The 21,044-nt window shown below is 61.5% G+C and carries 20 protein-coding genes; 5 read left to right on the forward strand and 15 right to left on the reverse strand.

Annotated features, from left to right (window positions below):
• Window positions 1-202: 202 nt before the first annotated feature.
• Window positions 203-613 (forward strand): hypothetical protein, encoded by a 411-nt coding sequence (locus tag ACQKEN_RS20535; RefSeq protein ID WP_427688286.1) that lies wholly within the window; start codon window positions 203-205, stop codon window positions 611-613.
• Between the two features lie 122 nt (window positions 614-735).
• Here the strand turns inward: ACQKEN_RS20535 and ACQKEN_RS20540 are convergent, their stop codons facing one another.
• The 7 genes from ACQKEN_RS20540 to ACQKEN_RS20570 all read right to left on the reverse strand — a co-directional run bounded on the left by ACQKEN_RS20540 (window position 736) and on the right by ACQKEN_RS20570 (window position 8,136).
• The gene (locus ACQKEN_RS20540) at window positions 736-1,752 is read right to left on the reverse strand and encodes a transporter (RefSeq protein ID WP_427688288.1); all 1,017 of its coding nucleotides are present in this window, start codon (window positions 1,750-1,752) and stop codon (window positions 736-738) included.
• A gap of 221 nt (window positions 1,753-1,973) precedes the next feature.
• Entirely contained in the window at window positions 1,974-2,807 is an 834-nt protein-coding gene (locus ACQKEN_RS20545; protein WP_427688290.1) for an aldo/keto reductase, read from the reverse strand.
• Window positions 2,808-3,043: 236 nt separating this feature from the next.
• Window positions 3,044-4,468 carry an efflux transporter outer membrane subunit gene (locus tag ACQKEN_RS20550; RefSeq protein WP_427688292.1) on the reverse strand — a complete coding sequence of 475 codons (1,425 nt, stop codon included), beginning with the start codon at window positions 4,466-4,468 and terminating at the stop codon, window positions 3,044-3,046.
• Entirely contained in the window at window positions 4,465-5,385 is a 921-nt protein-coding gene (locus tag ACQKEN_RS20555; protein WP_427688294.1) for an efflux RND transporter periplasmic adaptor subunit, read from the reverse strand. The genes ACQKEN_RS20550 and ACQKEN_RS20555 overlap by 4 nt, the downstream gene beginning before the upstream one ends.
• On the reverse strand, window positions 5,382-5,591 hold the full coding sequence (locus tag ACQKEN_RS20560) for a DUF1656 domain-containing protein (protein ID WP_065988670.1): 210 nt from the start codon (window positions 5,589-5,591) through the stop codon (window positions 5,382-5,384). The genes ACQKEN_RS20555 and ACQKEN_RS20560 overlap by 4 nt, the downstream gene beginning before the upstream one ends.
• The gene (locus tag ACQKEN_RS20565) at window positions 5,588-7,678 is read right to left on the reverse strand and encodes an FUSC family protein (protein WP_427688339.1); all 2,091 of its coding nucleotides are present in this window, start codon (window positions 7,676-7,678) and stop codon (window positions 5,588-5,590) included. Before ACQKEN_RS20565 ends, ACQKEN_RS20560 begins: the two co-directional genes overlap by 4 nt.
• Before the next feature lie 5 nt (window positions 7,679-7,683).
• On the reverse strand, window positions 7,684-8,136 hold the full coding sequence (locus ACQKEN_RS20570; protein ID WP_427688296.1) for a MarR family winged helix-turn-helix transcriptional regulator: 453 nt from the start codon (window positions 8,134-8,136) through the stop codon (window positions 7,684-7,686).
• A 569-nt stretch (window positions 8,137-8,705) separates the two neighbouring features.
• Between ACQKEN_RS20570 and ACQKEN_RS20575 the strand changes: the two genes are divergently transcribed.
• Window positions 8,706-9,374, forward strand: coding sequence for a polysaccharide lyase family 7 protein (locus ACQKEN_RS20575; protein WP_427688298.1), 669 nt, complete (start codon window positions 8,706-8,708; stop codon window positions 9,372-9,374).
• A 204-nt stretch (window positions 9,375-9,578) separates the two neighbouring features.
• Here ACQKEN_RS20575 and ACQKEN_RS20580 read toward each other — a convergent pair whose 3' ends face one another.
• Both ACQKEN_RS20580 and ACQKEN_RS20585 read right to left on the reverse strand, forming a co-directional pair.
• Window positions 9,579-10,991 carry a heavy metal sensor histidine kinase gene (locus ACQKEN_RS20580; RefSeq protein ID WP_427688300.1) on the reverse strand — a complete coding sequence of 471 codons (1,413 nt, stop codon included), beginning with the start codon at window positions 10,989-10,991 and terminating at the stop codon, window positions 9,579-9,581.
• Complete coding sequence (locus tag ACQKEN_RS20585) at window positions 10,964-11,659, reverse strand: heavy metal response regulator transcription factor (RefSeq protein WP_427688302.1); 696 nt, start codon at window positions 11,657-11,659, stop codon at window positions 10,964-10,966. The genes ACQKEN_RS20580 and ACQKEN_RS20585 overlap by 28 nt, the downstream gene beginning before the upstream one ends.
• Window positions 11,660-11,985: 326 nt before the next feature.
• Here ACQKEN_RS20585 and ACQKEN_RS20590 point away from each other — a divergent pair, with 326 nt between their 5' ends.
• Genes ACQKEN_RS20590 through ACQKEN_RS20600 form a run of 3 tightly spaced genes read left to right on the forward strand, consistent with a single transcriptional unit; the run spans window position 11,986 to window position 14,050 of the window.
• On the forward strand, window positions 11,986-12,606 hold the full coding sequence (locus ACQKEN_RS20590) for a hypothetical protein (protein ID WP_427688341.1): 621 nt from the start codon (window positions 11,986-11,988) through the stop codon (window positions 12,604-12,606).
• Between the two features lie 57 nt (window positions 12,607-12,663).
• On the forward strand, window positions 12,664-13,287 hold the full coding sequence (locus ACQKEN_RS20595; protein ID WP_427688304.1) for a cytochrome b/b6 domain-containing protein: 624 nt from the start codon (window positions 12,664-12,666) through the stop codon (window positions 13,285-13,287).
• Window positions 13,280-14,050: a molybdopterin-dependent oxidoreductase gene (locus ACQKEN_RS20600; RefSeq protein WP_074889123.1), complete on the forward strand. Its 771-nt coding sequence runs from the start codon at window positions 13,280-13,282 to the stop codon at window positions 14,048-14,050. The genes ACQKEN_RS20595 and ACQKEN_RS20600 overlap by 8 nt, the downstream gene beginning before the upstream one ends.
• A 550-nt stretch (window positions 14,051-14,600) precedes the next feature.
• Here ACQKEN_RS20600 and ACQKEN_RS20605 read toward each other — a convergent pair.
• The 6 genes from ACQKEN_RS20605 to ACQKEN_RS20630 form a co-directional block, all read right to left on the reverse strand.
• Window positions 14,601-14,948: a hypothetical protein gene (locus tag ACQKEN_RS20605; protein WP_427688306.1), complete on the reverse strand. Its 348-nt coding sequence runs from the start codon at window positions 14,946-14,948 to the stop codon at window positions 14,601-14,603.
• Window positions 14,949-15,462: 514 nt separating this feature from the next.
• A complete protein-coding gene (gene efeO / locus ACQKEN_RS20610; RefSeq protein ID WP_133775788.1) occupies window positions 15,463-16,287 on the reverse strand; it encodes an iron uptake system protein EfeO in 825 nt (274 codons plus the stop codon).
• A gap of 27 nt (window positions 16,288-16,314) precedes the next feature.
• Window positions 16,315-17,631 (reverse strand): iron uptake transporter deferrochelatase/peroxidase subunit, encoded by a 1,317-nt coding sequence (gene efeB / locus ACQKEN_RS20615; protein ID WP_427688309.1) that lies wholly within the window; start codon window positions 17,629-17,631, stop codon window positions 16,315-16,317.
• Window positions 17,632-17,696: 65 nt separating this feature from the next.
• Window positions 17,697-18,821, reverse strand: a complete 1,125-nt coding sequence (gene efeO / locus ACQKEN_RS20620) for an iron uptake system protein EfeO (protein ID WP_427688343.1) — start codon at window positions 18,819-18,821, stop codon at window positions 17,697-17,699.
• A gap of 95 nt (window positions 18,822-18,916) precedes the next feature.
• A complete protein-coding gene (gene efeU, locus ACQKEN_RS20625; protein ID WP_427688311.1) occupies window positions 18,917-19,798 on the reverse strand; it encodes an iron uptake transporter permease EfeU in 882 nt (293 codons plus the stop codon).
• A 307-nt stretch (window positions 19,799-20,105) separates the two neighbouring features.
• Window positions 20,106-20,999, reverse strand: a complete 894-nt coding sequence (locus ACQKEN_RS20630; protein ID WP_427688313.1) for a LysR family transcriptional regulator — start codon at window positions 20,997-20,999, stop codon at window positions 20,106-20,108.
• Between the last annotated feature and the right edge of the window lie 45 nt (window positions 21,000-21,044).

The raw sequence follows: 21,044 nt of genomic DNA on the forward strand, positions 1-21,044 counted from the left end.
TCGGTTCCGCAGACGGATACCGCCAGTATTTAAACTCGCCAGGTTTTAAAGTTTGGCTATTTAAGTCATCGCGAATCGTTCTAACCATTCGTCCATGATGACGGGAAATCTGAAGCCTCAGGGGCTGAATAGGCTAGTGTGAAATCGAGGTTCGGTCCTCACTCAATTTATCCAGTGATGTTACTTGCTAAGGAATGCAATCATGGTCGCTAACGATAAAACCCAACACCCATACGATAAGCCCTACGTGACAGGGAAGAACCCGAGAGATGTTATTGAACGAGGCGTTGAGTTCACGGTTGAAGTATTTACCAAGCAAATTCAGATCTACAAGTATGTACTTTGCTTGTTTGACGAAAATGGTCGTGCTGCTTCCACCGATCCGATACTGACTGCGCCGGAAACGGCCGTTAGTCCTGACGAGCCACTCAAATCCAAATCCATCCAGCTACGGTCCGACGTCAAACCCGGCGAGGTGACGGCTTACTTTATTTTTATCCAGAACACCAAGGGCGCTGAGCATGAACTTCAAGATTTCATCAAACAAGGCAAAGATCTCAGAACATTTAATTCAGGAAAGAACTTTAAGGGTGACGTCTACATTGTCGAGTAGATAGTAGCCTGCTTAGAACCTCAATTCCTGCGGCATAAGTTCGCCCCACTCAACATAAGCCTGATTTCCCGCCCTTACCCATGACGGTCGGGGCGGGTCGTCAGATTTATGATTAACGGCGTTTAATACTCCCGACTTTTTCGAAATGCCCAACGTCCGGCGATAAACGTAAAGGTCGCTACCAGCGCCACCAGTACCCAGAACCCGTGAGGATCACTGGCCAGTGGAATGCCCCCGACATTCATCCCGAAAAAACCAGCCACGATATTGATGGGCAGCGCCAGCACCGTGACCACCGTCAGGGTGAACAGCGTGCGGCTGCTCTGTTCGTTGAGGTTGGCGGCGATTTCTTCCTGCAGCAGTTTGATCCGTTCGCCGAGGGCCGTGAGGTCGCTGATCACCAACGCCGACTCTTCGGTGGATTGCCGCAGTTCTTGCAAATCTTCCTCCAACAGCCATTGCGGCGGTCGGTGCAGCAGGCGCATCAGCGAGCCGGGCTCCAGCGCCAGCAGCCGTTGCAGGCGCACCAGCACCCGACGCATGGCGCCCAGTTCCGTGCGGTTGTTGCTCAGGCGTTGGGAGAGGAGCTGGTCTTCGATTTTGTCGACGCTGAGGCTGGTCTTGCGCATGAACTGGCTCAGCACGTCGCTCTGGTCGCGCAGCAGGTGGGCAAGCAGTTCGAGGGGGGAGCGGAAGGTTTCGCCCTGTTTCACTGAAGAGCGCAGCCGGTCCACCGAGCGCAACGGCTGATGGCGCGCGGAGATCATCAGGTTGCTGCGCACGCAGACCCACAACGTGGCGATGTCGGTAGAGACGCGGTTGAAGTCGAACACCACGTCGTTGACCACCGCGAGCAGGGCGGAGTCGACGTGTTCGATGCGCGTGGAGCGTGAACCTTCGTGCAGCGCTTCGAGAAACTCGTCGGGCAGGTCGAGGTTGGTTTTCAGCCAGCGTTCGCAACTGGCGTGGGCGAGGTTCAGGTGCAGCCAGACAAACTCGTCCGGCGCGGTTGGCTGGCGCAGGCATTCCAGCGCGGCCGTCGAATCCAGCTCGCGGCCAGGCTCGCCGGGACGAAAACGGTAGCCGTACAGCAAGCCAAACAGATCGGAATCCAGATGGTGGGCGATGCGTTGATTCATGAAGGCTCGCAGACGGGAAGTGCCCCGCAGGGCACGAAATCGAAAGCGGCATCATCGCAAGGGGTTTTGACAGTTTTGTGACGGTTTGTATCAGATGGTTACGATTTGATCGCGGTCATTGTAGGAGCGCGCTTGCCCGCGAAACGGGTCAGCCAGCGAAATCGATGTTGGCTGGCAGTCTGCATTCGCGGGCAAGCGCGCTCCTACAAAAACGGGCGTCTTCAGACCATCGACAGCGAGGTCTTGCGCAGTGGTGCCGGCCATGACAAATCAATCAGCAATTCATCCTCGATGGACAGCTCGATATCAACTGCCGCAGCGTTCAATTCCAGATGATGAGGGGTGACGGCCTTGGGAATGGCGATTACGCCGTCCTGCCGAAGCACCCACGCCAGGCTGATCTGCGCCGGGGTGGCGTCGTGGCGTTCGGCGACTTCAAGAATGGCAGGGTTCATCAGCAAGTTGCCCGCCTGGCCAATCGGGCAGTACGCCATCAGCGGCATCCGCGCGGTTTGCATCCAGGGCAGCAGGTCGTATTCGATGCCGCGCTCTTCCGGGTTGTACAGCACCTGGTTGGTGGCACACCCGCCGCCAAGGCCCAGCGAGTCGAGCTCGAGCAGGTCGGACACGTCAAAATTTGACACGCCCCAGCGGCCGATCTTGCCGGCTTCACGCAGGCGCTCGAAAGCCTCAACGGTTTCTTCCAGCGGGTACTGACCGGCCCAGTGGAGCAAATACAGGTCGATGTAGTCGGTGTTCATGCGCTTGAGGCTGCGCTCGCACGCCGCCGGAATGCCCGCGCGGCTGGCGTTGTGCGGGTAGACCTTGCTCACCAGCATGACCTCGTCGCGACGCCCGGCGATTGCCTCGCCGACCACTTGCTCGGCGCCGCCTTCGCCGTACATCTCGGCGGTGTCGATCAGCGTCAGGCCCAGGTCGATGCCCAGTTGCAGCGCCGAGACTTCCGCCTCGAACTGATGGCGGTCCTCACCCATGTGCCAGGTGCCCTGACCGATAACGGGGACGGTTTTGTCTGCCAGTTCAAGCGTGCGCATCGGGGGTGCCTCCGGGCGGATAGGACTCAATGATTAAGAATCAGGCAGTACCGGCCGGCAGGGGTTCAATTCCAAGCGAATACGCGGCGAGTGAGTGGGACTGCGTACCCATAGTGGGACCGGCTTCAGCCGGGAAGAGGCCCGTTTGAGCGACATCAATTTTGCGGTGTGGCGACCGACGCCTTCCCGGCTAAAGCCGGTCCCACAACAAAGAGTGCGCGCCAACCTGCGAGAACTTACTTATGCCCGTTCTCCCAACCCCCGCCCAGCGCCAGGAACAGGTCGATCTGCCCCATCGCCACCTGTGTGTTGGCCGCCGCCAGTTGCGCGGTGATGTCGGTGTAGGTGCGGGTGGCTTGCAGGTCGGCGAGGAAGGATTCACGGCCGGCCAGGAAGAACCGATGGGTCTGGTCCGCCGCCTGGCGCGCCGACTCTTCGGTTTCAACCAGCGCATCGCGGCGTTCCAGCAGGGCGGTGTACTGCGACAAGCCGGTCTGGGCCTCGCGGATGGCGTTCAGCACCACGCCGTCAAAGCGCGCCAGCGCTACCTGATTTGACGCTTCGGCGATATGAATCCGCGCCCGGGCGCCATTGGACGGGATGGTCCAATTGATCACCCCGCCAAAGCCCCAGCGGTTGGTCGACGGATCGCCCAGTTCGTCCAGAATCCCCACAGTACCCACCGTCGCGCCGATGCTGATGTCGGGATACAGCTCGCCCGTCGCCACACCAATGGCCGCCGTCGACATCGCCAGCCGCCGTTCTGCCTGGCGCACATCGGGGCGGCGCTTGAGCAGCGCGGCGCCATCGCCCACCGGCATCACTTGGGCGATGTGCGGCAGCTCGGCGCATTCCGCCACCCCGTTGGGCAACTGGTTCAGCGGACGGGCGAGGAGCATCGACAGGCGATACAGCGCCGACTTCTGCGCCGCTTCGTAACGCGGCAACTCGGCCCGCAGCGAACGGAACTGGGTTTGCGAGCGCGTCACCTGGGTTTCATCGCCACGGCCGGCGTCGCGCAGGCGTTGGGTCAGGCTCAGGCTCTGCTGCTGTAGGTCCAGGGAGTGCAGGGCGATGTTGCGTTCTTCGTTGGCGGCACAGACCTGCGTGTACGCGCGAACCACATCAGCCACCAACGTGATGCGCGCCGTGTCGGCAGCCGCCTGGGTCGCGTCGGCGTTGGCCTGGGCGGCTTCGATGCCGCGCTGCAACACGCCAAACAGATCGAACTGGTAAGAAGTGGTCAGGCCGACATCACCGACATTGGACACCGGCACTTTTTCCGGCAGCAGATAGGCCTGCCCGGCTTCCTGCAAGCGCTGCGCGCCGGCTTTGGCCGTGCCGCTCCAGCCGCCGGCCGCGTCCGCTTCGCTCATCTGAAAGCGCGCCCGTTGCAGGTTCGCCGCAGCGACGCGCAGGTCAGTGCTCGACACCAGCGCCTGACCCACCAACTCGTCGAGCTTCGGATCGTGATACAGGCGCCACCAGTCAGCCGGCACAGGCGCCGACACCACATTGGTCGACGAACCCGCCAGTTCGCCTTGCAGATCGGGGCGATTGACGGCGGCTTCATCGGGCAACTTGTAATCCGGGCCGACCACGGTGCAAGCCGACAACAGCAAGCCCATGCCCACGGTCAGCAGGCGTGCGCGGTGTTTCATTTCGGCGCTCCTGGCTGGACGGGTTGGTCATTTCCCTGAGCATCTGTGCGGGCGTCATCGATGATCGACACCGTCGCCGTGCGCCCGGCAATCATGCGGAAGTCCGCCGGCACGTCATCGAACGCAATGCGTACCGGAATCCGCTGGGCCAGTCGCACCCAGCTGAAGGCCGGATTCACGTTGGGCAGCAGGTTCGAGCCGCTGCTGCGGTCGCGGTCTTCGATGGCGGCGACGATGCTTACCACATGGCCGCGCAGGCGCGCGTTGTCGCCGATCACGCGGATGTCCACGCCGGAGCCGATGTGAATGCCGTCCAGCTTGGTTTCTTCGAAGTAGCCATCGATGTGGAACGAGTTGCTGTCCACCACCGACAGCACCGGACGCCCGGCGCTGACGAATTCGCGGTCGCGGGGCGCGCGGTCGTTGAGGTAGCCGTCCACCGGGCTGCGGATCACCGAGCGGTCCAGGTTCAATTGCGCCGAATCGACGGCCACCTGCGCTTCGTTCAACGCCGACAGCGCGCGGGCTTCCCTGGACTGGCTTTCTTCCAGCTGTTCGCGGGCGACCAGATTGCCGAGGCTGCGGTTACGGCGGTTCTCGCGCTGGGCCTGTTCCCAGGTTTCCTTGCGCTCGGCGACGGTGGCCTGGGCCTGGCGCAAGGCGAGGCGGAAGCGGTCCTGGTCGATGGTGAACAGCAACTGGCCTTTCTTGACCGGTTGGTTGTCGCTCACCGCGACCTTCTCGATCAGCCCCGAAACGTCGGGGGCGATCTGGATCACGTCGGCGCGGATGTGTCCGTCGCGGGTCCACGGCGCGTACATGTAATACATCACCATGCGCCACACAACGATCGCGGCGAGGGTGACAACCAGCAGGGTCAGGACCACGCGGCCCAGCGTCAGAAGAGGTTTTTTCATTTCATCAGGTATCGACTTAGGGTATCCACGACGCCGAGCAGCAGAGCGTATAGACCGACGTTGAACAAAGCCCGGTGCCAGACCAGGCGGTAGAAGCGGGCGCGCGTCAACACGGCGTGCACCACCAGAAAAATCAGGTAAGCGATGCCCATCAGCACCAGAAAGGTCGGCAGGAAGATCCCGCTGATGTCCACATCACCGATCATAACGGCGCTCCATCGATGCCATAGGGCGGTTGTTCTTCCTGCTCGGCGAGCACATCGACGATCTCCACACCCGGCAGCAGCGCCAGGCGCAAGCCACTGAGGGCGTGCAGCAGATTCATTCGCGCTGCGTCATCACCAGTGCCGTTGAATGTCAGCGCGCGGCGTGCGCGGTCCATGGTCATCAACAGACCTTTAGGGGCCGGCAAACGCTCCCGGGCTTTCAGGCAGGCGCGGAAGTGCGCGCCGACTTCGGTGGCGACCTGGCGCAGCAACTGACGCGGCGCCGGCTCGACCCGGGGCATGTACGCCAGTAGATCCAGCATGTTCAGGGCAACGCGCGCCTCGCGCAGCGCACTGGTGGAATCCTGCGCGGTGATCGCCAGGCGCGGCAGGTGCTGCATCAAACGGTCGAGCATGCGCACGCCCATGTGCCGGTGCTCGGCCAGGGTGGCGTCTTCGCTGAGGGAGACGATGTCCCGCCAACTGAAGCGGGTCATGCGCCTGGCTGCCACTTCAGTGCCGAATGGCCTGACGATCAGCGTCCAGACGAAGGCGAATGCTAGACCCGCCGGCCCGGCCAGGTTTGAATTGACGAAGTTGACGAAGTCGGCGTCGTAGGCGCTCTGGATACTGATGAAGGACGAAGTGTTGACGATGGTCAGCAGCGTGCCGAGGTAGAACTTCGGCTGCACGGTCAGGGTGCCGACGCAGATAAACGGCACCGAAAACGCCAGCACCAGCATCGGGAAGTCGTGCAGGTTGGGCAGCACCACAAACAGATAGAGGCTGGCGAAGATCACCGACATCATGGTCCAGAAGAAGAAGCGGTAGATCTGTGGCGCGGGGTCGTCCATCGCCGCGAAGAAGCTGCACGACACGGCCGCCAGTGCCACCGCGCTCGCGCCGTCCTGCCAGCCGAGCATGATCCACAGCACCGACGCGACGATGATGGCGCTGACCGAGGTCGCCACCGAATACAGCATCATGCCCCGATCGAGAAACGGCGACAGCCGCCCCAGCCGCCAGTGGCGATACACCGCGCGCCATGCCGAGTGATCGTCGGTTTCGATGGCGTGCTGCAGGCTGCGGCAGTCCTGCCACAGGTCGATCCATTCGCGCAGCCGATACAGCGCGTTCGACAGCAACAGTTGCCGGCGATCGTCGATCTGCGCAGGCGTGGGTTGCAGCCGGTCGAGCTCGGTGTGCAGCGCCTTCCAGTATTTGATCGGCGCGCCTTCGGCGGTCTGCTCGACCCAGTCGCGGCACTCGATCAACAGCGGCGCGAGGTCGGCGACGTGCTCGGGCGAACGTCGTTCCAGCGCCCAGAGGGCATCGTCCAGGGCATCGATCACCGGCAGCAGGTGAATCATCCGGCCGCGCAGCTCCTTGGCGTTGCGCACGGTCTGGCGATGGGCGCCTTCGTGGGGCAACTGGCCAATCATCAGCTCCAGGCTGTTGAACGTGCCGACCATGGCCGTGCGCAGGCCGCCGACCGCTTCCGGCGTGGCGCTGCGGGAGAGGAACAGGTCGCTGTAGGCCGAGGCGTCCTTGAACCACTTGCCCATGGCATCGACCAGCACCGGCGCCAGCCGACGTGGCCAGAACATTGCGCCGACCACTGCGGCGCAGACGATGCCGAGGAAGATTTCCTCGGTACGCGAGACGGCGATATCGAACACCGCTTGCGGGTTGTCGACCACCGGGAAGGAAATCAGCGGCATGGTGTAGCCCGCCAGCATCAGCGCGTAGCTGTTGGCCGTGCGCAGATGCAGGGACAGAAAGAGCAGGGTGCCGGTCCACAGCGCGATGACCACCGCCAGCAAAAAAGGCGTCTGCACAAACATCGGCACCAGCACCACGGACGCCGCAGCGCCGAGCAATGTGCCGGCCGCGCGGTACAGCGCCTTGGAACTGGTCGGCGCCACGAACGGGCTCGAGACGATGTAGACCGTCGCCATCGCCCAGTAGGGACGGGGCAGTTCCATCATCAGCGCGATGTACAGCGCCAGCATCGACGCTGCGAACGTGCGCACGCCGTAGAACCAGTCGCGCCCCGGCGGTACGCCGTCGAAAAAGCCTTTGAACATGCTGCTCAAGATGACGACTCCGGCGCCGTCGGCGTGGCTTCGGCGATGGCGTTGAACACGCGCAGCGTTGCTTCCAGATCGGCGGGGTCGACGTGGCTGAAGATGTCGCGACGCAGGCGGATCAGCTCCTCCTCGATGGAATTGGCCAGCGCGCGGCCCTCGTCGGTCAGGCTCAAGGCCTTGGCGCGGCGGTCGGTGGGGTCTTCAGTGCGCTGCACCAGCCCGGCTTTGCACAGTTGATCAAGCAGGCGCACCAGTGACGGGCTTTCCAGCCCGCAGGCCTGGGCCACCGTGACCTGACGCACGCCTTCACCCAGGCGCGCGATCATCAGCAACGGGCCGGCGCAGGCTTCGGAGACGCCGACGTTGATCAGCGTGGTCTGGCAGACGCGACGCCACTGCCGGGAGGCCGCGACGACGCCGCCGGTGACGCGCATTTGCAGGGTGTCAGGGTTCATGAAAAGGCCATTGAAACGGTACGTGGATTTGGTTAGGAGCTGAATGATTAGGCGCTGCATTATTAGGCTGCTAACTAATAATATCTTGTAACACTGTGGTGGCGTCAAATGGAATCTGATGGGGCAGGTCTGGCAGATTGTCGCAGGAGGGGTTGTCTGAATCGGGTCTTGAACGCGAGGGGCGTGCCAGACGCCTACGACCGCCAATCGGGAAGGAAAACAGTATCGGGCAGGAATTTTCTCCTACCGTCTGTCGGCCAGCACCTCGCTGCCTGAACTAATTTTTTCAGCGCCGTCTAAGCGGATTCCAAAAAAATGGCGCCAAATTATTAGCCCTCATTCCCCGGTTTACGCTGGCTGTGCAAATCGAGAGGGCAATGGGCCACTTTCATTCTGTAGTGGCACTGTACTGGCCTTGCTCACGTCTCCAGGCGGCTCGGCGGTTTCTTGACTCCGGGGACGACTAAAGATCAAACGGTTCAGCCGATAGCAAAGATGACGGGAACGGCAGTGACAGGCCTGTTCCAGACACCTTCTTTGCTGTGCGCATCGCGCACCATGAGTGCACCATGATTGATCTCGCCATCTGGAATCTTTCTGTACCGGTCGGTATCCCCGCCGCCACCATCGACACGCCAAAACTGGTGGCCGGCTACAAGGATGGTTACTTCCGTTCAGGGGACACTTTGTTCTTCTGGGCACCGGTCACCGGGTCAAGGACTGACAACGCGATCTATCCCCGTACCGAATTGCGCGAGACCTACGCCAACGGTGCGGTGCACAACTGGGTCTACTCCCAGGCGGACAATTTCCTGCGCGCGGCGCTGACCGTGGATCAGGTGCCTTCGACGGGCAAGATCGTCATCGGCCAGATCCACTGCTATGGCAGCACCGAGCCGCTGATCAAGCTTGAGTATCAGTACAAGGAAAAACTCAAAAGCGGCAACATCGTCGTCAAGTTTCGCCTGACGCCGACCTCCGAGCCAGCGGTGATCCAGGTCGCGACCGGCGTGCTGCTCAAGGAGCGCTTCACCTACACCATCCACCTGACCGCCGCCGGCAACCTCACGGTCAACGCCCATGAAATGCAATGGGGCGCCAAACTCGACCCGTCGTGGAGCGGCAAGCCGCTGTACTTCAAGGCCGGCGTGTACACCCAGGACAACACCGGATACGCCACCGAGGGCGGCGCGGCGACGTTCTACAAACTGCAGGCGACCCACGACAAGAAGGCGTGAGGCATTTCGATGCGGATGCGGCAGTGATCAGTGAGCGTCACAGCCCGGAATATTGGCCGATACAAAAAACCGTGTAGGAGCGCGCTTGCCCGCGAAGGCGATATGCCTGTGCCATCAATCTTGCCTGACCCACCGCTTTCGCGGGCAAGCGCGCTCCTACATGTCCTGTGTTGGCCGGACATACCCACTCCCTCAGTTGCTCCGTCAGCGCCGCGAAGGAAACACCAACCCGAAACAGATCCGCCCCGGCGCAGGCTGGTTGACCGTCACTTCGCCGCCATGCAGCTGCATGATCGCGGCGACGATCGCCAGGCCCAGTCCGTTGGAGTCGGAGCTCTGGTGACGTGAGGCGTCGCCGCGATAGAAGCGGTCGAACAGTTTGCCCAGGGTGGCGTCGTCCAGCGTCGGGCCCTGGTTCTCCACTTCGATGCGGCAGTGCCTGCTGCCCTCAACCACTCGGCTTTCGATTACACGAATGTCGATCACGCTGCCTTCATCGGCGTACCGAATCGCGTTCGCCACCAAGTTGCTCAGCGCCCTGCGCAGCAACAAGGGATCGGCGTCGATTTGCGCGTCGCCTTTGGTCAGCAGGGTGATTTCACGTTCCTCCGCCAGCCCTTCGAAATACCCGGCCACCCGTTGCATCTCGTCCGCCAGATCCAGCGTCTGGCGGTTGAGCGCGGCTTGGGCTTCATCGGCCCGCGCCAGGAACAGGATGCTTTCGACCATCCGCGAGATGCGTTCCAGCTCCTCCAGATTCGAGGCCAGCAACGCCTGATATTCATCCTCGGTGCGCGGTTGGCGCAGTGCCACCTGACAATGCCCCATCAACGAACCCACCGGCGTGCGGATTTCATGGGCCAGGTCGGCGGAAAACTGCGTCAGCCGCTGATAGCCATCGGCAAGCCGGTCGAGCATCGCGTTGTAGGCCTCGCCCAGTTGTTGAAGCTCCACCGGCGTGTCGCGGTTGTCCATGCGGCTGTCCAGCTGCGCCGGGGTGATGGCCGCCGCGTGGCTGGCCATCCTGCGCAGCGGCCGCAGACCCCGGCGCAGCAACACGTAACCCAGCAGCGCGGTCACCATGAAGGCTACCGCCACGGCAAAGAGGATGCGGTTACGGAAACCCGCCAGGGTGGCCATCTCCTTGACCGCGATGTGCGCCGCCGTCAGGTGCACAACCTTGCCGCCGGACACTGCTTCGACCGTCGCCGCGCGCATCGGCACGCCTGAATCCAGCATGCCGCTGCGCATGTCGGCCACGCTCAGCGGCATGTTGGCCGGCACCACCGGCATCGGCGGCAGCGGCGCGTGCAGCGGGTTGACCATGATCACCGCAGGCTTGCCCGGCTCGGCAATGATAAAAATGTCGTCCTCGCTGTCGAGCATGTTCTCGAACAGCTGCGGGCTGCTTTGCAGCGTGGTCAGGGTCAGGTCGTATTGCAGCAGTTTGCGAAAGTGATCCAGCCGCGCCAGCACCGCATGGTCGCTGCGGGTCATCACCGCGCCTTTCATGGTCTCGTAGAGGTACATGCCGGCGCTGGCGACCGCGAGCATGGCCACCACCGAAAACGCCAGGGTCGCGCGCAGGGTCAGGGATGGTTGGCGTCGGGCTCGCATGGCCGCACCTCGCAGACGTAACCGATGCCGCGCACGGTGTGGATGAGTTTGCTCGGGTAGGGCGTGTCGACCTTGCTGCGCAGGCGCTTGATCGCCACGTCGACAACGTTGGTGTCACTGTCGAAATTCATGTCCCAGACTTCCGAAGCGATCTGCGCCCTGGACAGCACGTCGCCCTCGCGGCGCAGAAACAGATGCAGCAGCGCGAACTCCTTGTTGGTCAAGGTAATGACCTGTTGCTGGCGCGTGACCCGACGGCGCAGCAGGTCCAGTTCCAGATCGGCCAGATGGAAATGATCGGCCTCGCGCACCACCCCCCGACGCAGGATGGTGCGGATGCGCAGGAGCAATTCGGTGAAGGAAAACGGCTTGACCAAGTAATCGTCGGCGCCCAGTTCCAGGCCACGAATGCGGTCTTGCAACTGATCGCGGGCGGTGAGAAACAGCACCGGCACATCCTGTTTCGCCCGCAGGATTTCGATGATCTGCCAGCCGTCGATGCCCGGCAGCATGACGTCGAGCACCAGCAAATCGTAGCTGTGCTCAAGGGCCATGTGCAGGCCGTCGGTGCCGTGCTGGGTCCAGTCGACTTTGTAACCGGACTCGGTGAGGCCCTTCTTCAGGTACTCGCCGGTCTTGGTGTCGTCTTCGATAAGCAGAATGTGCATCGTCTGTCAGGCTCGCTTCACGTCGTTGGCAGCGTCGCCGGCGTGGGGTGTCGGATGATTCATCAGATTGGGTCAGAACAGGCGCGCAGGGCTGCAGGCCTGGCCGGATGTGGAGTGTAACGAACGGATGGCGCGTGGTCGGTTACATTTTTGTCATTGATTGCCGCCTTGGCCGACACGCTTAGCGGCGGTGTGCTTGAATGACAAAAATGTAATCGGGCGGTCATTGTCGGGTGCCGGTTGCGGGTACAGGATGGCCGTCATGCAACACACATGACCCTCAGCTTCAACTTTCCCTAACTGCCAGAAGGAATTCACCGATGAAGATGAAGACAGCCCTGACCACCACGTTCGGCATGCTGATGCTCAGCGCCGCCGTCATGGCCTCTGCCGCCGGCATGGCTGCGGGTGACATGCCGGTGGTCAAGCCACTGCGCGGGACGGTCGACAGCGTCGACAGCAACACCCTGAATTTCACCACCCGTTCCGGCGCCCATCAGAGCATCGGCCTGACCGACAAGACCGGCATCCGTCTGGTCTCCAAGACCGACATCGAGTCGATCAAAGCGGACAGCTTCATCGGTTCGGCCGCTATCCCCCAGGCCGACGGCACGCTGAAAGCCCTGGAAGTGACCGTGTTTGAACCGAGCCTCAAAGGCAGCGGCGAAGGCCACTACGGTTGGGAAAACGCTGACGGCAGCACCGGCACCATGACCAACGGCACCGTCGGCAAGCTCAGCAAGGCCAACGGCCGCACCTTGAGCGTCGGCTACAAAGGCGGCGAGAAGCAGCTGGTCGTGCCGGAAGACGTGCCAATCGCCTACGTGCAGCCAGGCAAGGTCGATGAGCTGGTCAAGGGCGCGAAGATCGTCGTGTTCCCGGGCGAAGACGGCAAGACCGCACGCGGTGTCGCGGTCGGCAAAGACGGCTTCCAGCCGCCGATGTAAGCGGGTTGCGGCGTCTCACGGCGCCGCTTTCACCGAATCCGTGATGAGTCTCGCACCATGAAAAAAACCAGAATTCATCCATGGCCCATCCGCCTGACGCACTGGATCAATGCTTTCGGCATGGTCTGCATGTTCATGAGCGGGTGGGGCATCTATAACGCGTCGCCGCTGTTCAGCTTCTCCTTCCCCCGGGATTTCACCCTGGGCGGCTGGCTGGGCGGCGCGCTGGCGTGGCACTTCGCAGTGATGTGGCTGTTGGTGATCAACGGCCTGATCTACGTGCTGTATGGCCTGTTCAGTCGGCATTTCAAGCGCGATTTTTTGCCGGTCACCCCCACAGCGGTCAAGCGCGACATGCTCGATGCGTTGCGCTTTCGTCTCAAGCACGAGAAGGGCGTCTACAACGCCGTGCAGCGGTTGATGTACTGGCTGGTGCTGGCCGCCGGTGTGTTGATCGTGCTGACGGGGCTGGCGATCTGGAAGCCGATTCAGTTGCAGGAATTGACTGCAGTGTTCGGCGGATACGACTTCGCCCGGTATGTGCATTTTGCGGCGATGGCGTTCATTGGCGCGTTCGTGGTGGTGCATCTGGCCCTGGTGCTGATGGTGCCGAAAACCCTGATGCCGATGATCACCGGCGGTACGCGTGGGATTGAAAGCGGGAAGGTTGAGCATGATTGAGCCTAAAAAACGCGCCATTGCGCGCATCAAGCTGGAGCCGGCCCAGCAGATCCAGCTGGAGAGCCTGCAGCGTCGGCATTTCCTCAAAGGCGGGCTGACCGTGGGCGCGATGGCGATGCTCACCGGTTGTAACCTGCAGGATGGCGATCAGGTGGATAAGGTGCTGTGGAGCATGTCGCGCTGGAACGACCGGGTTCAGGCCTGGCTGTTCAGCGGGCAGAAGCTGGCGCCGACGTTCAGCAAGGATCAGGTCCGTAATCCGTTTCCGTTCAATGCGTTTTACAGCGAGGACGATATTCCGGAGCTGGACACGGCGGACTGGAAGCTGGGTGTGTCGGGGCTGGTCCGCGACAAGGCGCCGTGGACGCTGGAGGGACTGCGCAAGTTGCCCCAGCGCAGCGATATCACGCGCTTGATCTGTGTGGAGGGCTGGAGCGCGATCGGGCAGTGGGGCGGTGTGCCGTTGCGGACGTTCCTGGAGCATGTGGGCGCGGACACGACGGCGAAGTTTGTCGGGTTCAAGTGCGCGGATCGGTATTACTCGAGTCTGGATATGCCGACGGCGTTGCATCCGCAGACGTTGCTGGCGCTGGATTTTGCCGAGGTGGCGCTGCCGCCGGAGTATGGTTATCCGTTGCGGGTGAGGGTGCCGACGAAGCTGGGGTTCAAGAATCCGAAGCATATCGTGGAGATTGTGGTGAGCAATGAGAATCCCGGGGGGTATTGGGAAGATCAGGGGTACAACTGGTTCAGCGGGATCTAGTCTGGCTTGAGATCTTTGAAGCAAAATCAAGATCTAGAGCGTCTGCCTGGGGGCAGACTGTTTCGCCTTCGGCGAGTTACTTGGAAAAGCACCCCAAGTAACCAAGGGTGCTTGCTCTCGGTTTGGCCCGACTTCGTCGGGTTCCCTCACTCCGACGACGCTCCGTGGGCCCGCGCCGAACGGACATCCATGTCCTGGCGGCGCTCTCGCGGCATCCATGCCGCTCGGCCCACTCCGCGTCGTCTGCGTTCGGCCTGCACCCAAGTCGCGATTGGCGGTGTCTGGGCTTTTTGCGTATGAAGATCAAAAGCAGATCAGAAGCAGATCAAAGGCTTCCCGGCTGAAGCCGGTCCTACTGACACCGCATTCATTCCCTCTGATCGTGCCCACGCTCCGCGTGGGTATGCATCTGAGGACGCTCCGCGTCCATTCCCGGCTAAAGCCGGTCCCACTGGGGGACGCGGTGTTTTAGTGGGACCGGCTTTAGCCGGGAAAGCGTCGATAGTTACACCGCAAAAAACGATGGTTCCCAGATACCTTGAAGTATTCACTAGCTGTTTTCGATTATTTGCGACTCACCCGGCCCACGCCACACTATTCTGCGGTACGGCCCGCTTAGCATCTTATTCTCTCTCAGAAATTCAAATACGTCGGCAGGACACCAACCTGGACCTGCGGAAAAGCAAACTCCCGCATCTCGCAATTTTTCAAAAACAATTATTTTTGAGCGTTGATTTAGTGTTACCAAAGACATCACTTTCTGTTCTTTGTCTGGCGTGGGGACGAAACCTAACGCTACGAGTAGGTCAATCACACCATCATCTATGACTTTCACTGTTATTTCTGATGGCGAGGCTTCCACAACATAGGCCTTTGTAGTGTTTCTTGTAGTATTCATTTCACAATCACCGTTGTAATAGTCTGATCGTCAAGCCGCAAAACGGATGGCGAGCGATCCGGCCTCTTCCCGGCTAAAGCCAGTCCCACAATGACCGCGCTTCCCGCAGGACCGGCTTCAGCCGGGAATCACTTGATCTGCTTAACGCGCTTTTGATCTGCTCTTGATCTTCATATGCAAAAAGCTCAAACACCGCCAATCGCGACTTGGGTGCAGGCTGAACGCAGGTTTCGCGGAGTGGGCCGAGCCGCATGGATGCGGCGAGAGCGCCGTCAGGGCATGGATGCCCGTTCGGCGCGGGCCCACGGAGCGAGACCGGAGTGAAGGAACCCCGACGGAGGAGGGGCCAAACCAGGAGCAGGCACCCTTGGTTACTTGGGGTGCTTTTCCAAGTAACTCGCCGGAGGCGAAACTGAGGCCGTTAGGCCGACGCACTTGATCTGGCTTCTACAGCCTAAAAACAAAAAAGCCCGCCTGCCATCTCTCGGCAAACGGGCTTTTCATCGCATCGAAATCAGTTCAGACCCAATTTCCCGCGCATCTGCGACAGATCTTCAGCCAACGTATTGACCGGACCCGCCAGCGCCTTGCGATCCTGCTCCTTCACCTTATCGTACGTCTCATAGCCACCGTCCTTGGTCTTGTACTTCGCCAGGATCTTGTCCACCGTCGCAAAGTTCTTCTCGACTTTCGCCACGAACGCCTTGTCCGACTGCTCCAGCTGCGGCTTGAACAGATCGACGATCTTCTTCGAACCGTCAACGTTGCCCTGGAAATCATACAGATCGGTATGGCTGTAACGATCTTCCTCGCCCGACAGCTTGGTCGCCGCCACTTCTTCCATCAGCGCAGCAGCACCGCCCACGACCTTCTCCGGCGGGAAAGTGATGCCGGCGATACGCGACTGCAGCTCTTTCACGTCAGCCAACAGCTTGTCCGCGAACACGCCCTGATCCTTGGTGCTGTTCTGCGAGAACAACGCATATTCCAGACGGTGGAAACCGGTGAAATCATCGGCCTTCACGCCGTTTTCGTGGTCGTCCTCGCGGGAGTCGATCGACGCGTCCAGGTCGCTGAACAGTTCGGCGATCGGCTCGATCGACTCATAGGACAGACGCGTGGTCGGGAACAGCTTCTTCGCCGTCGCCAGGTCGCCTTTCTTGATCGCGTCGGTGAACTTCTGGGTGTCGGCGGCCAGAGTGTCGACGTTTTCCGTCACGTAGATCTTGTAATCCGAAACCGGCGTGACCAGGTCCAGCGGCGCGGTGGCAGCGAACGCGGACATCGATGTCTGCAACACGCCAAAGGTCAGCAATAACGCGAGGGGCGACTTTTTCATAGAGCTCTTCCTGTGAGGTAAGGGGTGTCAGGCAGTTTTTGTTGTCTGGGCAGAGGCGGCCAGCAGCGACCGGCCAATGAAGTCGTTGTTGTCGACCACGCCCGGCAGGGTAAAGAAATACCCGCCGCCCACCGGCTTGAGGTACTCCTCAAGTGGCTCGCCGTTGAGGCGCGTCTGCACGGTGATGAAGCCTTTCTCCAGATCCGCCTGATAGCAGATGAACAGCAGGCCCATGTCCAGCTGACCGTTTTTGTTCACGCCGTTCGAGTAGTTGAACGGGCGACGCAGGATCAGGTTGCGTTGGGTTTCGGCCGTACGCGGGTTGGCCAGGCGGATGTGCGCATCCAGCTTGGTGACCTTGCCTTCGGGGTCTGTCGCGTAATCCGGGACATCGGCTTCGGTCTTGCCATGCATCGGCGCGCCCGTGGTTTTGACCCGACCGATGATCGACTCCTGCTCCTGCAGCGGGGTACGGTCCCAGCGCTCGACGAAGTTGCGGATGATGCGCACTGCCTGGTAGCTGCCGTTGGCGGCCCAGGCCGGTTCGTCGCTGCCCGGTTGCACCCAGACCAGCTCGTTCATGGTTTTCTGGTTGTTCGAATCGGGGTTGGCCGAGCCGTCGCGGAAACCCAGGAAGTTGCGCGCGCTTTCCGGCGCCTGGCCCGGTTTCAGCGGGGCCTGGGCGGGCACGGTGCCTTCCTGTTTCCAGCGCACCAGCAGCAGGTCCGGCAGGTTTTTCACGATGTCGCGCAGGGCGTGAATGTTGCTGTCCGGGGCGTTCGAGCAGAACTGAATGCTCAAGTCGCCATGGCAGCAATCGGCCTCCAGCGCGTCATTGGGGAAACCGACCATGCGCTGCAAACGCTTGGGTTTGACGGATTCCAGACCAAAGCGGTCGTCGAACAGCGAGTCACCCACCGACACGGTGATGGTCAGGTTGTCCGGCGTGACCACCGGGCCGAGGATGCCGGAATCCAGTGGTGGCAGTTTCGGATCGACCTTGGGCACGGGGCCGCCGGTCATCAGAAACGCAATGCGCTCGTTCAACGTGCGGAACATGCGCTCGAGGTCTTCGCGGTCCTGGGCCAGCACGTCAAACGAAACCATCATCCCGGCGGTAGGGCGGGGGGTGACGATGCCGCTCTGATGCGGACCATGGAACTCGTTGTGGTCCTGGGTCTTTTCACTTTTCGGTGCTTCGGTGACCTGCGCCGGCGCGGTGGCGGCGAACGCGTTGCCGGTCAGGCTTGCACCGGCCACCGCTGCGCCCGCAGCGCCAAGGCCCAGCAGGACGCGGCGACGGTCCGTGGAGATCGGCGCGTTTTTTGAATCGGAGTCTTTCATGTGAATGCTGTCTTCGCTCTGGTTTCAAGGCCAGGCGGGCGCATGGGGCACCCGCCCGGGCACGCTCACAGGCCTGAGAGGCCGAGGGCCGGATCGATTCCATCGAGTGCATCGGCCAGTGCCTTGGCCTTGTCTGCTATTTGTTTTCGTTGTTCGGTGCTGACCTGGTCGTACGGCGTGAAGCCGTCGGCGGTCTTGAGCATCAGCAACTGGTCATCCAGCGCGGTGCTCGCGGTGTCGATCTTTTTCAGCACCTCGCCGGAGGACTTGGCCAGCAGCGGACGCAGCAGCTCGATGACCTTGCGTGTCCCCTCCAGGTTGGCGGCGAAGCCGTTCACGTCGAGGTGGCTGTAGCGTTCTTCTTCGCCGTTGCTGCGGACCTCGGCGATGCTGCGCATGTTGCGCACGACCATGCTCGCCAGCTGTTCCGGGGCGATGCTCTGAGCCAGCAGTTGCTGTTTCAGGCTGGCGATGTCGGTTTGCAGCTTCTGCACGACCGGCGTCAGGCCGTCGACGGATTTCTGCGAGAACAGGCCGAATTCGATGCGATGGAAGCCGCCGAAGCCCGGGTCCTGCTCGCGTTTTTCGTAGTAATCGGCGCGGGCGTTGATGGCGTTGTCCAGCTCGGACAGGCGCTGGGCCGCAGGGGCGATGCGCTGATAGGCAGCACGGGCCGGCGCGTAGGCTTTCTGCGCCTGGGCCAGATCGCCGCTGTCGATGGCTTGTTGCAGATCATTGACCGCGCGGATCAGCGCGCTGCTCTGGGTGCTCAGGTAGACGCGGTATTCGGACAGCGGACCGATGAAAGCGACCATCGACGGACGCGCTTTGGCGGCGGCATCCGATTCAGCGGTCGGCGTTACGTGCAGGGTGCCGCGCGGGTTGCTCAGCAGGCCGCAGGTGATGGCGTAATCGCCCGGCTGCAGGTTGGCATTGATGACCTGGCTCAGGCCCGGAACGATGTTTTCGCGTTCTTCCACCACGAACACGCCATCGAGGATTTCCCACTCCACGGCGCGGTCCGAGGCGTTAACGATGCGGAAGGCGTTCTTGCCGGCCGGCACGGTGATCGCATTCGGCTCGCAGTTTTTCGCGTTGATGGTCACGACGGTCTCATTGCCACTGTTGGCGATGCGCTTTTTTTGCGCGGCCTGGGAGGCGAAATAGAACATCGCGCCGGCGGCGATCATTAGCACCACCGAGCCCGCAACGGCGAACTGCAGGGCGCGAGATGGCTTGGCTTTCTTGGGAGGAAGGCCGTTGGCAGTGGAGTTCATGAGTGCCCTTATTTGTTCGTAACTGAATTCGTAACGGAAGAAGTGTGGCCGTGTTCATGGGCCGGACGGGTGGGCAGACTCACCACCCGCGCCTGGGGCTTGAAGAACAGGAACAGCGCAAAGACCAGGTACGCCAGGTACGCCACCAGCACGCTGACGGTGGGCGCATCCTGATAACCGAACATGCCGGCCAGCACCGAACCGGTCGGGCCATCCATCGGCAGGATCGCGCTGATGTCGAAGACCACGTCCTGGAAGTGGTTCCAGACCCCGGCTTCGTGCAGCGAGCGCACCGAATTGGCCAGAATGCCCGCCGCGACGACGAGGATGAACAGGCCGGTGTAGCGGAAGAACTTGCTCAGGTTCAGGCGCATGCTGCCTTTGTAGATGGCGACGCCGATGCACACCGCGATGATCAGGCCGAACAGCGCACCCAGCGGGCCGGACATGCCTTCACTCTGCTGAAACACGGCGAGCAGGAAGAACACGGTTTCAAGGCTTTCACGGGCGACGGCGAAGAACACCATGCCGATCAGCGCGTAAGTCTGGTTTCTCGACCCGGCCAAAGCGGCGTCCAGGGACTGGTGCAGGTCATGTTTGACCGAGCGGGCGACCTTGCGCATCCACACGACCATGGAACTGAGGATCACCACGGCGACGAGGCCGACGATGCCTTCGAACAGTTCCTGCTGCTTTTGCGGGAATTCGGCGCTGACCATCTCCAGGCCACCGCCGACGAACAGCGCCAGGGCGACAGCCAGAAACACGCCGATCCACACCGCGGGCATCCACTCGCCACGGCCGGTCTGTCTCAGGTAGCTGGCAATGATGCCAACGATAAGCGCGGCTTCAATCCCTTCGCGCAGCATGATCAAAAAAGGAACGAGCATTTATCACCGGTGCAGATCTGATAGGGTGTGCGACGTGAATGCGTCAGGTAGCCATTCGCATTCAGCCATTGTGTAACATAATGATACTCATTATTGAATGGGTGTACTGGTTTTTTTGCAAAAAGCTGCTTGGTGTGTAGGTGTTCAGCTCGCGTTCAGCTGGGGCGGTTGACGGCCTACGGAATCTTGTCCGCCGCAGATGATGGGAATAGTCGAGATCTACTGTAGGAGCCGGCTTGCTGGCGAACCCGGCACGTCAGAAGAGGGCGATGTCTGAACACGGACGCTTTCGCCAGCAAGCCGGCTCCTACGGTAGTTGCGGTGACAGGGCGTCCTTCATGATTTCGACGAATCTCTGGGCGGCGGGGCTCAGGCCCACACCCGTTCGGGTGATCAGCCCTATCTCCCGACACACCCCAGGATGCTCGACCCGCACCTGCGTCAAATCGCCGCGGCCTTCGTCGGCGGATTCCGGCAGCAACGTCATCCCCAGCCCTTGCCGCACCAGCGCCATGACCGTCGACATGTAGTTCGCTTCCAGCCCGGGCGTCAGCACAAGCCCTTCTTCGGCAAATAACTGTTCCACCCGCTCACGCACGCTGCTGTCGCGGCCGGTAAGGATGATCGACTGTCCGGTCAGCGCCTGCAGCGTGATCGAGCGTTCCCGTGCCAGCGGATGATCGGCAGGGACGAACAGGCTCAGCCGGTCGACCATCACCACGCCGAACGCCAGTCCGTGGCCCATTCGCGCCCGCACGCCCAGCCCGAAATCCACTTCGCCCTCACGCACCAGCGCATCGATCCGCTGCGCCACCACGTCCCGCAGGCGCACTTCGACGCCGGGGAATTGCTCGCGAAAGGATTTCAGAATGGGCGGCAGCGTGCCGGAACACATCGAGGGCAGGGCGGCGATCGTCACCACGCCCCGACGCAGCGCGGCCAGGTCCCGCGAGCCGCTGACAATGTTGTCCAGGTCCAGCAGCAGTTTCTCCATGGGCCCGCGATTGTTCTGACCCGCCGCGGTCAGGCTGACCTGGCGCGGGCTGCGCTCCAGTAACGCGACGCCGAGCCATTCTTCCAACTGCTGGATCTGCACCGTCAGGGCGGACGGTGACAGATTCAGCTCCAGCGCGGCTTTGGCAAAGCTGCCGGTGTGGGCGACGGCCAGGAAGGCGCGGATGTGCTGAATCGAGTTCTTCATGGCTTGGTTTTCCGAAGAAGTTGCCCCACGGGCGTCATTCGGTTT

The organism is Pseudomonas sp. NPDC078416 (genome assembly GCF_050268485.1).
Classification (GTDB): domain Bacteria; phylum Pseudomonadota; class Gammaproteobacteria; order Pseudomonadales; family Pseudomonadaceae; genus Aquipseudomonas.

Bases quoted from the DNA above. Each gene is read 5' to 3' on its own strand.
- ACQKEN_RS20535 (WP_427688286.1), top strand. From the start codon at position 203: ATGGTCGCTAACGATAAAACCCAACACCCATACGATAAGCCCTACGTG.
- ACQKEN_RS20540 (WP_427688288.1), bottom strand. From the start codon at position 1,752: ATGAATCAACGCATCGCCCACCATCTGGATTCCGATCTGTTTGGCTTG.
- ACQKEN_RS20545 (WP_427688290.1), bottom strand. From the start codon at position 2,807: ATGCGCACGCTTGAACTGGCAGACAAAACCGTCCCCGTTATCGGTCAG.
- ACQKEN_RS20550 (WP_427688292.1), bottom strand. From the start codon at position 4,468: ATGAAACACCGCGCACGCCTGCTGACCGTGGGCATGGGCTTGCTGTTG.
- ACQKEN_RS20555 (WP_427688294.1), bottom strand. From the start codon at position 5,385: ATGAAAAAACCTCTTCTGACGCTGGGCCGCGTGGTCCTGACCCTGCTG.
- ACQKEN_RS20560 (WP_065988670.1), bottom strand. From the start codon at position 5,591: ATGATCGGTGATGTGGACATCAGCGGGATCTTCCTGCCGACCTTTCTG.
- ACQKEN_RS20565 (WP_427688339.1), bottom strand. From the start codon at position 7,678: ATGTTCAAAGGCTTTTTCGACGGCGTACCGCCGGGGCGCGACTGGTTC.
- ACQKEN_RS20570 (WP_427688296.1), bottom strand. From the start codon at position 8,136: ATGAACCCTGACACCCTGCAAATGCGCGTCACCGGCGGCGTCGTCGCG.
- ACQKEN_RS20575 (WP_427688298.1), top strand. From the start codon at position 8,706: ATGATTGATCTCGCCATCTGGAATCTTTCTGTACCGGTCGGTATCCCC.
- ACQKEN_RS20580 (WP_427688300.1), bottom strand. From the start codon at position 10,991: ATGCGAGCCCGACGCCAACCATCCCTGACCCTGCGCGCGACCCTGGCG.
- ACQKEN_RS20585 (WP_427688302.1), bottom strand. From the start codon at position 11,659: ATGCACATTCTGCTTATCGAAGACGACACCAAGACCGGCGAGTACCTG.
- ACQKEN_RS20590 (WP_427688341.1), top strand. From the start codon at position 11,986: ATGAAGACAGCCCTGACCACCACGTTCGGCATGCTGATGCTCAGCGCC.
- ACQKEN_RS20595 (WP_427688304.1), top strand. From the start codon at position 12,664: ATGAAAAAAACCAGAATTCATCCATGGCCCATCCGCCTGACGCACTGG.
- ACQKEN_RS20600 (WP_074889123.1), top strand. From the start codon at position 13,280: ATGATTGAGCCTAAAAAACGCGCCATTGCGCGCATCAAGCTGGAGCCG.
- ACQKEN_RS20605 (WP_427688306.1), bottom strand. From the start codon at position 14,948: ATGAATACTACAAGAAACACTACAAAGGCCTATGTTGTGGAAGCCTCG.
- efeO (WP_133775788.1), bottom strand. From the start codon at position 16,287: ATGAAAAAGTCGCCCCTCGCGTTATTGCTGACCTTTGGCGTGTTGCAG.
- efeB (WP_427688309.1), bottom strand. From the start codon at position 17,631: ATGAAAGACTCCGATTCAAAAAACGCGCCGATCTCCACGGACCGTCGC.
- efeO (WP_427688343.1), bottom strand. From the start codon at position 18,821: ATGATCGCCGCCGGCGCGATGTTCTATTTCGCCTCCCAGGCCGCGCAA.
- efeU (WP_427688311.1), bottom strand. From the start codon at position 19,798: ATGCTCGTTCCTTTTTTGATCATGCTGCGCGAAGGGATTGAAGCCGCG.
- ACQKEN_RS20630 (WP_427688313.1), bottom strand. From the start codon at position 20,999: ATGAAGAACTCGATTCAGCACATCCGCGCCTTCCTGGCCGTCGCCCAC.